The 12,080-nt window shown below is 73.9% G+C and carries 11 protein-coding genes; 8 read left to right on the forward strand and 3 right to left on the reverse strand.

What is annotated here, in order from left to right:
• Positions 1 to 2 precede the first annotated feature (2 nt).
• Positions 3 to 1,226, forward strand: coding sequence for a lycopene cyclase family protein (locus HGB44_RS04510; RefSeq protein WP_061079846.1), 1,224 nt, complete (start codon positions 3 to 5; stop codon positions 1,224 to 1,226).
• Between the two features lie 241 nt (positions 1,227 to 1,467).
• Positions 1,468 to 3,663, forward strand: a complete 2,196-nt coding sequence (locus HGB44_RS04515) for an MMPL family transporter (RefSeq protein WP_061079845.1) — start codon at positions 1,468 to 1,470, stop codon at positions 3,661 to 3,663.
• An 88-nt stretch (positions 3,664 to 3,751) separates the two neighbouring features.
• Here HGB44_RS04515 and HGB44_RS04520 read toward each other — a convergent pair whose 3' ends face one another.
• The 3 genes from HGB44_RS04520 to HGB44_RS04530 all read right to left on the reverse strand — a co-directional run bounded on the left by HGB44_RS04520 (position 3,752) and on the right by HGB44_RS04530 (position 6,443).
• A complete protein-coding gene (locus tag HGB44_RS04520; protein ID WP_061079844.1) occupies positions 3,752 to 4,540 on the reverse strand; it encodes an aminotransferase class IV family protein in 789 nt (262 codons plus the stop codon).
• A 132-nt stretch (positions 4,541 to 4,672) separates the two neighbouring features.
• Positions 4,673 to 5,275: a class I SAM-dependent methyltransferase gene (locus HGB44_RS04525; protein WP_231972372.1), complete on the reverse strand. Its 603-nt coding sequence runs from the start codon at positions 5,273 to 5,275 to the stop codon at positions 4,673 to 4,675.
• A 457-nt stretch (positions 5,276 to 5,732) separates the two neighbouring features.
• Entirely contained in the window at positions 5,733 to 6,443 is a 711-nt protein-coding gene (locus HGB44_RS04530) for a GntR family transcriptional regulator (RefSeq protein ID WP_082768286.1), read from the reverse strand.
• Positions 6,444 to 6,788: 345 nt separating this feature from the next.
• Between HGB44_RS04530 and HGB44_RS04535 the strand changes: the two genes are divergently transcribed.
• The 6 genes from HGB44_RS04535 (at position 6,789) to HGB44_RS04560 (ending at position 11,981) form a co-directional block, all read left to right on the forward strand.
• Positions 6,789 to 8,039 carry an NRAMP family divalent metal transporter gene (locus tag HGB44_RS04535; RefSeq protein WP_061079842.1) on the forward strand — a complete coding sequence of 417 codons (1,251 nt, stop codon included), beginning with the start codon at positions 6,789 to 6,791 and terminating at the stop codon, positions 8,037 to 8,039.
• 114 nt (positions 8,040 to 8,153) lie between these two features.
• Entirely contained in the window at positions 8,154 to 8,921 is a 768-nt protein-coding gene (locus HGB44_RS04540; RefSeq protein ID WP_061079841.1) for a LamB/YcsF family protein, read from the forward strand.
• A 46-nt stretch (positions 8,922 to 8,967) separates the two neighbouring features.
• Complete coding sequence (locus HGB44_RS04545) at positions 8,968 to 9,585, forward strand: 5-oxoprolinase subunit B family protein (RefSeq protein ID WP_061079840.1); 618 nt, start codon at positions 8,968 to 8,970, stop codon at positions 9,583 to 9,585.
• 74 nt (positions 9,586 to 9,659) lie between these two features.
• Positions 9,660 to 10,643 (forward strand): 5-oxoprolinase subunit C family protein, encoded by a 984-nt coding sequence (locus HGB44_RS04550; protein WP_061079839.1) that lies wholly within the window; start codon positions 9,660 to 9,662, stop codon positions 10,641 to 10,643.
• Positions 10,640 to 11,422, forward strand: a complete 783-nt coding sequence (locus tag HGB44_RS04555) for a putative hydro-lyase (RefSeq protein ID WP_061079838.1) — start codon at positions 10,640 to 10,642, stop codon at positions 11,420 to 11,422. Before HGB44_RS04550 ends, HGB44_RS04555 begins: the two co-directional genes overlap by 4 nt.
• 73 nt (positions 11,423 to 11,495) lie before the next feature.
• Positions 11,496 to 11,981: a ferritin-like domain-containing protein gene (locus tag HGB44_RS04560; RefSeq protein ID WP_061079837.1), complete on the forward strand. Its 486-nt coding sequence runs from the start codon at positions 11,496 to 11,498 to the stop codon at positions 11,979 to 11,981.
• Positions 11,982 to 12,080 lie beyond the last annotated feature (99 nt).

The following is a 12,080-nucleotide window of genomic DNA, read 5'->3' on the forward strand; positions in this document are numbered from 1 at the left end:
GCATGGCCGACTACGACGTGGCGATCATCGGCGGGGGAGCCGCTGGGCTCACCCTGACCCACCATCTCCGCGCGGTCAATGACCGACGTGGCCGACCGGTGCGGGTCGCCCTCGTGGAACCGCCCCCGGGGCCGCACACCCCTCCACCGCGCACCTGGTGCTTCTGGGAGCCCGACGGCGGGCCGTGGGACCACCTGCTGGCCGCCCGCTGGTCGGACCTGTCCGTGGTGGGGCCTGACGGAACCGTCCACGCCTCCTCTGCGGCGCCCTACGTGTACAAGATGCTGCGTTCGGCCGACGTGGACGCGCACGTGCGCGCCTCGGCCGGTGAACACGTGGACCAGCTCCCGCTGCTGGTCAGCGAGATCGTCGACGGCGCCGGGCACGCGGTGGTGCGGGGCACCGGGCAGGGCGGAGCGGACCGGGAGCTGACCGCCTCGTGGGTGTTCGACTCGCGTCCGCCCCGGCCCGCCCCGCGCGGGCGCACGCACCTGCTCCAGCACTTCCGCGGCTGGTTCGTGCGCACGCCCGTCGATGTCTTCGACCCTTCCTCGGCCGTGCTCATGGACCTGCGCCCTCCCCAGCCCGCCAACGGCGTGGCCTTCGGCTACGTGCTGCCGCTGTCGCCGCGCGAGGCGCTGGTGGAGTACACCGAGTTCGGCCGCGAGGCGCTCACGACTCCCGAGTACGAGCGCGCGCTCAAGGACTACTGCGGCCTGCTGGGGCTGGGGGACGTGGAGGTGACCGCGGCCGAGCAGGGCGTCATCCCGATGACCGACGCGCGGTTCCGACCCCGCGCGGGACGGCGCGTGTTCCGGGTGGGGACGGCTGGCGGCGCCACCCGGCCCTCGACCGGGTACACGTTCAGCGGTGTGCGTCGCCAGACGGCCGCCGTGGCGCGGGCGCTGGCCCGGGGGCGGGTCCCGGTGCCGCCGGTGCCCCACCGGCGCCGCCACCTGGCGATGGACGCGGTCATGCTGCGGGCCCTGGACACGGGGCGGGTGCGGGGGGCGGAGTTCTTCGCCGGGCTGTTCGCGGCCAACCGCCTCGGGGACGTGCTGGCCTTCCTGGACGGGGGCTCGCGCCTGTCCCGCGAACTGGCGATGGGCCTGAGCACGCCGGTCGCGGCCATGTCGCTGACCAGCCTGGACCAGGCGTGGCACCACGCGCTGCGCGGGGGCGCGGGGAGAGCCAGCCGGGGGCCGGGGCCCGCACGGCGTCGGTGAGCGGGTCCGGGTGCCCGGCGGCCGGCCCCGGCCCCGGCGAAGGGGTGCCCTGACCGGAAGCGCGTCCGGTCGCAGGAGCGTCCGTCCACACCCCCGGCGTGCGGTGACGGGGGCGCGGCGCCGCCCGCCGGGGGCCGACGCATGGCGGAAGCGGACTGGGGTAGGGTCATGCCCGAAAGTAACTCGAAAAACAAGATGCTTGAATTTCGAGCAAGCTGTCGGTGTGAGAGGGATCCCGAACGTGGACAAGGACAACGGCAGACCACCTGCCAGGCGGTCGCGCTGGTGGATCGGAGCGGCCCTGCTCGTCGCCCTGGTGTGGTTGGTGGGCGCCGGGCCCCTGGGCATGTTCCTGGGCAGGCTCGGCGAGGTGCAGACCAACGACCCCGGCGCGTTCCTGCCGGTGGGCGCCGAGTCCACCGAGGTCGGCGAGATCGCCGAGGGGTTCGACCGCGAGGAGGCGGTCCCGGCGATCGTCGTGTACTCGCGTGAGGACTCCGGGGACGGCGGGGACGCTGGGAGCAACGATGCGCTCGGAGAGGGCGAACTCGCCGACATCGCCGCGGTCGCCGAGCGCGTGGGCGGGGAGCCCTGGGTCTCCGGGAGCGTCGTCGGCCCCTTCCCCGGGACCGAGGACCCCTCCGTCGCCCAGTTCGTGGTGCCGCTCGACTCGGCCGCCGACACCGGCGACGCGGTCGAGGACCTGCGCGCGGTGCTGGCCGACGACCCCGTGGCGGGTCTCCGGGCCCAGGTCACCGGTCCCGCCGGTTTCGCGGCCGACCTCGTCGCGGCCTTCGGCGGTATCGACTCCACGCTGCTGATCGTGGCCGTCACCGCCGTGCTGGTCATCCTCGTGGCCGTCTACCGCTCACCGCTGCTGCCGGTGCTGGTCGTCCTCGCCTGCCTGCTCGCCCTCGGCCTGTCCGGCGCGCTGGTCTACCTGGCCGCCGACACCGGCCTGGTCAGCCTCAACGGGCAGAGCCAGGGCATCCTCTTCATCCTGGTCGTGGGCGCCTGCACCGACTACGCGCTGCTGCTCGTGGCCCGCTACCGCGAGGAACTGGTCGTCCGCGAGCGCGTGCCCGAGGCGGTCACGGCCGCCGTGCGCGGCGTGACCGGACCGGTCCTGGCCTCCGGCGGAACCGTCATCCTCGGCCTGCTCTGCCTGCTCGCCGCCGACCTGGCCTCCACCCGCAGCCTCGGTCCCGTGGTGGCCGTCGGTGTCGTCGCGGCCCTGCTCTCGGCGATGACCTTCCTGCCCGCCGTGCTCGCCCTGTGCGGACGCGCCGCCTTCTGGCCGGTGGCCCCGCACAGCGGCGGCCGGACGGACGGGACCCTGGACGAGGTCGTGGACAGCCACCGGTTCTGGGGCCGTCTGGCGACCGCCGTCTCGCGCAGGCCGCGCCTGTACTGGATCGCCACCACCGCCGTCCTGGCCGCCGCGGCCGTGTTCGCGCCCCAGTTCGACGCCGGGGGCACCGGCCAGGCCGAGGTCTTCCGCACCGAGGTGGAGGCGGTCGACGCCCAGGAGGCCCTCGACCGGGGATTCGGCTCCGACGCCAGCGCGGCCCCCGCCCTGGTGGTCGCCGACGCCGACCACCTGGACGAGGTCGTCCGGGCCGCCGAACGCCTGCCGGTGGTGGACGGGGCCGCGCCGGTGACCGAGCCCGGCCCGCCCGGCGCCGACCTGCCGCCCCTGGTGGAGGACGGCCGGGTGCTGGTCGAGGTCGTCCTCACCGTCGGTCCCGAGTCGGCCGAGGCGGTGGACGCGGTGCGCGACCTGCGTGCCGGACTGGACGCCGTCGAGGGCGCCGACGCCATGGTCGGCGGGGTGAGCGCCACCGACCTGGACACCCTGGACACCGCCCAGCGCGACTTCACGGTCGTGGTGCCGCTGGTGCTCGTGGTGGTCTTCCTCGTGCTCATCCCGCTGCTGCGCTCCCTGGTGGCGCCGCTGCTGCTGATGGCCGTGAACGTGCTGTCCTTCGCCGCCGCGCTGGGAGTGGGAACGCTGCTGTTCGAGCACGTGCTCGGCCTGCCCGGCGCGGACCCGGTGGTGCCGCTGTTCGCGTTCGTGTTCCTGGTGGCGCTGGGGATCGACTACAGCATCTTCCTCATGTCCCGCGCGCGTGAGGAGACGCTGCTGCACGGCCACCGCGAGGGCGTGCTGCGCGCGCTGACCGTCACCGGCGGGGTGATCACCTCCGCCGGGGTGGTGCTGGCGGTGACCTTCGCGGCGCTGGCCGTGATCCCACTGCTGTTCCTGCTCCAGCTGGCGTTCCTGGTGGCGTTCGGCGTGCTGGTGGACGCGCTGCTCGTGCGGACGGTGCTGGTGCCAGCGTTGTCCCTGGACGTAGGGTCGCGCGTGTGGTGGCCCGGGCGTGCGGGCCGGGCCCCGAAGCGCGCGGAGGAGCGCGAACCCGCCCGGCGCGCGTAGCGCCCGGCGGCGGAGCCGCGCGCGGACGGGCGCGTGCCCGGTGGGCGCCGACCGCCGCGCGGCGGAGCGTGCGCCCGCTGGAGACGCCCTACAGGGGGTCGCCCGGCAGGTCCGCGTAGGCGGCGGAGAACTTGCGCACCAGTGCCGCCTGCGGCAGGTGGACGCCGTCGATGGCGGCCACCTGCCGCACGCCGGTGGTGGCGTTGGTGGTGAACGCGCCCGCCGTGCGGGTGCTCGCCGCCGAGGCGATCGGCCGGGTGGTCACCGGTATGCCGAGGTTCTCGGCGGCCTGGCTGATGAGCGCCGTGGTCACCCCCGGCAGGCAGGGCGCCTGCGGCCAGACCAGGCCGCCGCCGTCCAGGAAGCCGATGTTCCAGGTGGGGCCCTCCGAGACGCGGCCGTCCACGCCCGTGAACAGGGCGTCGTCGTAGCCGTCCAGCTGGGCGGCGCGGCGCTGGCGGATCGCTCCGAACAGGCCCGTGCTCTTGACCTGTGGAGTGTCGCGGGTGAAGAGGCGGGTGCCCAGGCGGACCGGGGGAGGGGAGGTGCCCGCCGGTGCGGGGCGGGTGCTGACGAGGATCTGGGGGAGTTGGCGGGCGGAGGGCCGGCCCAGGTCCATGTGGGGGTCGAAGACGGTGACGCGGACCACCGAGGGGGAGGGGTGGGCACGTGCGGAGCGCCGTGCGAGTTCGCGGACCCGGGGGATGTCGAGTTCGACGCCGAAGAGGGTGCGGCAGTCGCGGCTCAGGCGCTCCATGTGCAGGTCGAGTCCGCGGACGCGCAGGTCGGTGACGAGCATGGTGGTGAAGTGGCCGTAGCCGTACAGGGCGAGGCCCGCGAGTTCCCCGGTGCTGACGGGGCGTCCGTTCAGTTCCATGAGGTTTCCATCATGGCATTCCGGGATCTGCGCCATCGGGGTTTCCCCCACCGGAACCGCGGGTGACGAGGACCCCGCGCAGGTCGGGTCGGGGACCCGGTCGCCGGGGCTCGTGTCATCCGGCGGTACGGCTCATCCGGCGGTACGGCGGAACCGGTACCACTGCGGGGAGGTCTGGTTCATGGGCCACCCCAGGCCGCTGGTCTCCGCGTCCTCGGCGGTGAGGAGTTCCCATCCCGGGAACGCGGCCTCGATCTCCGCCCGCGCGACGCCCTCGACGAACCGCTGGTACCGCGACGGGCCGAAGGCGAGCATCAGCAGGGTGGCCCCCGGCGCGGCGAGGGCGGTCACCCCCCGTCCCTCCGCGGCCCGCTGGCCCGTGTCCAGACCCTGGAAGCAGCCGATGTCGACGAAGAGGTCGAAGGCGCCCAGGCCGGAGGATTCGAGGTCGGTCACGTCGCCGACGACGTAGGTGACCTCCGCCGGGCCCTTGCGGCGGGCGGCCTCGACCGCCTCCGGCACGATGTCGACGCCCACCGCCTCCCATCCGCGCCGGGCCAGCTCGGGGGTGAACTGCCCGCGCCCGCAACCGATGTCCAGCGCCCGCCCGGGACCGCTCGGACGTGACCGCGTCTCGCGGTCGATCAGAGCGCCGAGCTGCGCCGCCCCGCCCGCTGCGCCGTAGCGCTCCCAGGGAGTGAAGCCGAGACGGTACATCCACGCGTATTTCGTCATGGATTCAAGGTAGGCCGGTCCCCCGGTGAGGGCCTTTCGCCCCCCCTCTGGCGGCGTCCGCGCGGTGGTCGCGCTGGTCAGGAGGGCGGTCCATCCGGCTGCGGGGAGGGAGAGGGTCCGCCGCGCCGGGGTTCTGCGTGTCGCGCGGCTCCACGCGCTCCGACGAAGGCGCCCGGCCTGTGGCATCCGTGCCGGTTCGGGATCCTCGCCAGGGCGGTAACCGGAAGAACGGCACGGGTGTCCGCGTGGATTCGGCGACCTCCATTCGAACACCCACGACAGCGTGCGCGGGGACCACGGAACCGGGCGTTCCGTGGTCCTCACGGGGTCCTGAACCGCGATGGTCTTGTACTGATGGCCGATGCCGGCGCTCGAACCCCGCTACAGGCACAAGACCACGGCGGGGAAGCGGGCCACGGTACGGGGAGCGGGGCGGTGGACCTCTCCGGCCAGCGCGTCAGCCCCGCTGCCGTTCCATGGCGGTGAACGCGGTGACCAGCTGGTTCTCGGAGGTCTCCAGGTAGGTCGTCAGCTCGTCCGCCGCCCCGTCCGCGTCCCCCGAGGCCAACAGGGTGTGGATCCTCCGGTTCCAGTCCAGGTACGGAACGTGGAACTCGCGGGGAGCGTCCATCACGTGGAACACCAGCCGGGTCTCGGCCAGCACCTGGCTCATGAACTCGTTCACCCGCGCGCTCCCGGCCAGCCCGGCCACGGCCTGGTGGAAGCGCATGTTCGCCGTCCCCATCCGCCACCAGTCCTCGCGTCCGCGTGCGGCCTCGCCCTCGTCCACGGCCGCCCCGACCAGCCGCACCGCCTCCTCGTCCGAGTCCACCGCGCCCCGTAGCGCGGGAAGCTCCAGGGACCGGCGCGCTTTGAACAGGTCGCGGACGTCCTCGCTGGTCGGCAGGCCGACGAACACGCCCCGGTGCATCTGGTGCACCAGCAGCCGCTCACGCACCAGCAGCCGGAACGCCTCGCGCAGGGTGTTGCGGGAGACCCCGAGTTCCTCGCACAGCCGTTCCTCCGACATGCGCTGTCCCGGCGGGTACACGCCGTCGATGAGGGACTCGCGGAGCAGCTCCGCGACCCGCTCGGCCTGCGTCGGCAGCGGAGGGAGGAGGCGCGTGCGGCCGCTGGGCCGGTCGGTGCGGGCGTCCGTGGCCGTCACAGTTGCTCCTTAAGGGGGCTGGCGTCTGTTACTTCATTGTCACCGACGCGGAGCACTCCCGGGGGAGCGGGGAGCCGGTAGAAGTCGGTTCATCGGATCAGTGCGCCGCGGCGCGGCCCCCACGCGGCCCCCGCCCACGCGTCCTCGGCACCCCTTCCAGAGGTTCCTTCAGCGGCCCTCCGAGCAGGGTGGGGCGAGGAAACACTCCTGCAACACAGGTGACCTGGGTTTTTTGCATACCGCCTCTTTACCCGTCTCGTTGGATTGAAGTATCGTTCAACAATCCAACGATGGCGCGGTCGGTTATCGCGTCACCGACCCACATCGGACCCCTTGGAGCGACCCATGGGTGACACACCCCCCGCACCCCCGAAGGTGCGCCCCCGTGTCGGGCGGATCGCGATCAGCAGCAGCCTGCTCGGTGCGATGTTCCTCATGGCCACCAGTGCCATCGGCCCCGGCTTCATCACCCAGACCACGACGTTCACCGCCGAGTTGGGCGCGACCTTCGCGGTCGCGATCCTCATCTCGATCCTGGTCGACATCGCGGTCCAGCTGAACATCTGGCGGGTCATCGGCGTCGCCAACATCCGCGCACAGGACCTGGCCAACAAGGTCGTTCCCGGCGCGGGCTACCTGCTGGCCGCGCTCATCGTCTTCGGCGGCCTCGTCTTCAACGTCGGCAACCTGGCGGGCACCGGCCTGGGCCTGAACGCCATGACCGGGTTCGACACCCAGCTCGGCGCCGTCCTGTCCGCGGTGCTGGCCGTGGTCATCCTGGGCGTCAAGAAGCTGGGCGTGGCCCTGGACCGCATCCTGGTCGTGCTGGGCCTGGCCATGATCGTGCTGACCGTCTACGTGGCCTTCGTGTCCCAGCCCCCGGTCGGCGAGGCCCTGCGCCAGGCCGTCCTGCCCGAGCGGTTCGGCGCGGACGTCTTCCTGGCCACCGTCACCATCATCGGCGGCACCGTCGGCGGCTACATCACCTACGCGGGCGTGCACCGCCTCGTCGAGACCGGCCAGGGCGGGCGCGAGAACGTCCGCGCCATCACGCAGACCTCCGTGACCGGCATCATCGTCACCGGCGTCATGCGCGTGGTCCTGTTCCTGGCCATCCTCGGCGTCGTCGCGGGCGGCGCCGACATCCTGGCGTCCGCCAACCCCTCCGCCGAGGCCTTCCGCCAGGCCGCGGGCGAGACCGGCGCGCGCCTGTTCGGCGTGATCCTGTGGGCCGCGGCGGTCAGCTCCGTCATCGGCGCCTCCTACACCTCGATCTCCTTCGTCACGACCTTCCACCCGTGGCTGGAGAAGCGCCGAGGCCTCCTGGTCACCGTCTTCATCGGCCTCTCGCTGGCGATCCTGCTGCTGTCCGGGCAGGCCCCGAACACGCTGCTGATCCTGGCCGGGGCCCTCAACGGCGTGATCCTGCCGGTCGGCCTCGGCATCCTGCTGTGGGTCGCGGCCCGCCGCTCCGGCGACCTCCTGGGCGGGTACCGCTACCCGCGCTGGCTGATCGTCATCGGCGTCGCCGCCTGGGCGCTCACCGCGTACATGGCCATCGGCTCCCTGGGCGGCATCGCCGCCCTCTGGCAGTAGCCCGCCGGACGCGCGCCCTTCCGCCGTCCCCCGTCCCCGCCCCGCCCGGACCGCCACCCGGGCGGGGTAGGTATCCCCGCAAGGGGCAACACGAGAGAACGAGGAGCACCGACGTTGCGCATCGACCTCAACTCCGACCTCGGCGAGAGCTTCGGCCGCTGGGAGCTCGGTGACGACAAGGCCCTGCTGTCCATCGTCACCAGTGCCAACGTCGCCTGCGGCTTCCACGCCGGTGACCCGTCCGTGCTGCGACGCACCACGCTCGACGCCGCGGTCGGCGGAGTGGCCGTCGGCGCGCACGTGGGCTACCGCGACCTGGCCGGGTTCGGCCGCCGCTTCCTCGACGTGCCGCCCGCCGAGCTGACCGACGAGGTGGTCTACCAGATGGGCGCGCTGTCGGCGTTCACCCGCCTGGCCGGGGACCGCGTCCGCTACGTCAAGCCGCACGGCGCCCTCTACAACACGATCGTGCACCACGAGAGGCAGGCCGCCGCGGTCGTCGCCGCGGTGCGCGAGTTCGACCCCGCCATGCCCGTGCTGGGCCTGCCCGGATCGCGGTTCCTGCGCCTGGCCGAGGAGGCCGGGCTGCCCACCCACCGCGAGGCCTTCGCCGACCGCGCCTACACCCCGGAGGGCACGCTGGTCTCGCGCCGCGAGCCCGGCGCCGTCCTGCACGACCCGGCCGCCATCGCCGAGCGCTGCCTGCGCATCGCCCGCGGCGAGCCGGTCGAGGCCGTCGACGGCACCCCGATCGTCATCGAGGCCGACTCCCTGTGCGTGCACGGCGACAGCCCCGGCGCGGTGGACATCGCCCGGGCCGTGGCCGACCGGCTGCGCGCCGAGGGCGTCACCCTCGCGCCGTTCACCGGGGAGGCCGCGTGATCCCTGCCGGGAGGAGGGGACTCCCCGTCCCCGCCGAGGAGGCGCCGTGCGTGTCCTGACGTGCGCGGACACCGGTGTCCTCGTGGAGGTCGCCGACCTCGCCGAGGTGATCGCGCTGCGCGCCGCGCTCCGGGCGCGGCCGGTCCCCGGGGTCACCGACGTCGTCCCGGCCGCCCGCACGCTGCTGCTGCGGATCGAACCCGGCACCGATCCCGACGGGGTCGCCGCCGCGGTCAGCGGGCTGCCGCTGACCCCCGGGGCCGGGCCGGGCTCCGGCGACACCGTCACCATCCCGGTGTTCTACGACGGCGAGGACCTCGACGACGTCGCCGAGCTGACCGGCCTGACCCGGCGCGGGGTGGTCGAGGCGCACACCAACGCCACCTGGACGGTCGCGTTCTGCGGCTTCGCGCCCGGGTTCGGCTACATGGTCGGCGACGACCCGCGCCTGCACGTGCCCCGGCGCGGTGAGGCGCGCACCCGCGTGCCCGCCGGTTCGGTGGCCCTGGCGGGGGAGTTCGCGGGGGTGTACCCGCGCAGCTCTCCCGGGGGGTGGCAGCTGCTGGGCCGTACCGAGGCCCCGATCTGGGACCTGGACCGACAACCGCCCGGCCTGCTGCGGCCGGGTGTGCGCGTGCGCTTCACCGACGCGGAGGCCTCATGAGTACGCGTGCCGGACGGGCCCGGACGGGGCCGGCCCGGGAACGGGAGCCGGAACGGGAACGGGGAAGGAGCGCGGTGGCGGGTCGGGGAACGGCGTCGGAGCCGGGGAAGGGGAGCGCGGCGCACGCTCCGGCCTCCGGGAGGGGGCGTTCGGCCCTGGAGGTCGTGGCCACCGGACCCATGACCACGGTCCAGGACGCGGGCCGCTTCGGCCACGCCGACCTGGGCGTGGGCCGCTCCGGCGCGGCCGACGCCGACTCCTACGCCCTGGCCAACCGCCTGCTCGCCAACCCCCCGGGATCCGCCGTCCTGGAGGTCACCCTGGGCGGGCTGCGCGTGCGGGCCCGCGGGCCGGTGACCGTCGCCGTCACCGGGGCCGAGGCCCCGCTGCGGGTGGACGGGCGGGGCGCCGCCGTCAACACGGTGCTGCACCTGCCCGACGGGGCGGAGTTGGCCATGGGCGTGCCCGACCGCGGACTCCGCTCCTACCTGGGCGTCCGCGGCGGGGTGGACGTCCCGCCGGTCCTGGGCTCGCGCAGCACCGACGTCCTGGCCGGCCTGGGACCCGAGCCGCCCGTGTCCGGGGCGCTGCTCCCGGTCGGTCCCGCGCCCGCGGACCTCCCGAACGTGGACCACGCCCCCGCTCCGCCCGTCGGCGGTTCCGAGGAGGTCCTGCGGGTGGTCCTCGGCCCGCGCGAGGACTGGTTCACCGACGAGGCCGTCCGGACACTGCTGTCGTCCGCGTACGAGGTCACCCCGCGCAGCGACAGGGTCGGCGCCCGCCTGTCCGGCCCCGTCCTGGAACGCGCCCGCTCCGGCGAACTGCCCAGCGAGGGCATGGTCGCGGGGTCGCTCCAGGTGCCGCCGGGAGGAGAGCCCGTGCTGTTCCTGGCCGACCACCCCGTGACCGGCGGCTACCCGGTGGTGGCCGTCGTGTGTTCGGCGGACCTGCCCAGGGCCGCCCAGGCGCGCCCCGGGACCCGCCTGCGCTTCACCCTCTCGGCAGCCGCGGGAACACCGCCGGTCCGCCCCACCCGGAACGAAAGGCAGAACCGATGACCTCTCCGGCCGACCTCTCCCCGTCCCAGGCCCGAGCGCTGTTCCGCGACGGCCTGCGCGTTCCGACCTCCGGCTACAGCGCGGGCTACGCGCAGGCCAACCTCATCGCGCTGCCCCGCGAGGCGGCCTTCGACTTCCTGCTGTTCGCCCAGCGCAACCCCAAGTCCTGCCCGGTCCTGGACGTCACCGAGCCGGGCCAGGTGAGCGCCTCCGTCCTCGACGGCGACCTGCGCACGGACCTGCCCGCCTACCGGGTCTACCGCGACGGGAGGATGGTCGAGGAGCGCACCGACGTCACCGACCTGTGGCGCGACGACCTGGTGGCCTTCCTCATCGGGTGCAGCTTCACCTTCGAGACGCCCCTGCTGGAGGCCGGTGTGCCGGTCCGCCACATCGAGGCGGGCAGCAACGTGGCCATGTACGCCACCAACCGGCCGTGCCGCCCCGCGGGCCGGTTCAGCGGTCCGCTCGTGGTCTCCATGCGGCCGATCCCCGCCGACAGGGTGGCCGACGCGGTGCGCATCACCTCGCGCTACCCGGCGGTCCACGGAGCCCCGGTGCACGTGGGCGACCCCGCCGCGCTGGGCATCGAGGACCTGGACCGGCCCGACTACGGCGACGCGGTGGAGGTGCGCCCCGGCGAGGTCCCGGTCTTCTGGGCGTGCGGTGTCACCCCGCAGGCGGCGGTGACCGCCTCCGCCCCGGAGTTCGCCATCGGGCACGCCCCCGGACACATGGCCATCACCGACGTGCGCGACTCCTCGTACCAGGTGCCCTGACGTTTGTCGCCGAATCCCCGGGGGTAGTCGCGGGCCCAGGGCCGAGCGACCACGACGAACGAAGGGAAACGCTGTGAACAGCCGCGAGCAGCTGATTGCCTGGCTCAACGACGCCTACTCGATGGAGAAGTCCCTCGAGGAGACGCTGGAGAGCCACGCCAAGGACGCGGAGAAGGACCCCGAGGTCCACGCCCGCATCACGCGGCACATCGAGGAGACGCGCGAGCAGGCCGAGACGGTCAGGGGATGTATCGAGTCCCTGGGCGGCAGCGTGTCCAAGGTCAAGAGCGCCCTGGCCGGGATGATGGGTTCCGTGCAGGGCATCGCGAACAGGCCCGCGGGCGACACCATGGTCAAGAACGCCCTCTCCGACTACGCCGCCGAGCACTTCGAGATCGCCTCCTACCGGGCGCTGATCGAGGGCGCCCGCGCGCTCGGCGAGGAGCAGATCGCCCTCAAGCTGACCGCCATCCTCCACCAGGAGGAGGACATGGCCCGCTTCCTGGAGCAGAAGCTCCCGGGCGCGGTGCGCACCGCGCTGGCCGACGCCGAGCGCTAGCCGCGTCGCGGCCGACGCCCCGCGCGACGGCACCCGTACGCCCCGGAGAGGCAGTGCCTCCCCGGGGCGTCCGCCTGTCGGGCGCCGCCCCGGTCGCGG

This window comes from Nocardiopsis alborubida, assembly GCF_012396365.1.
GTDB classification, from domain to species: domain Bacteria; phylum Actinomycetota; class Actinomycetes; order Streptosporangiales; family Streptosporangiaceae; genus Nocardiopsis; species Nocardiopsis alborubida.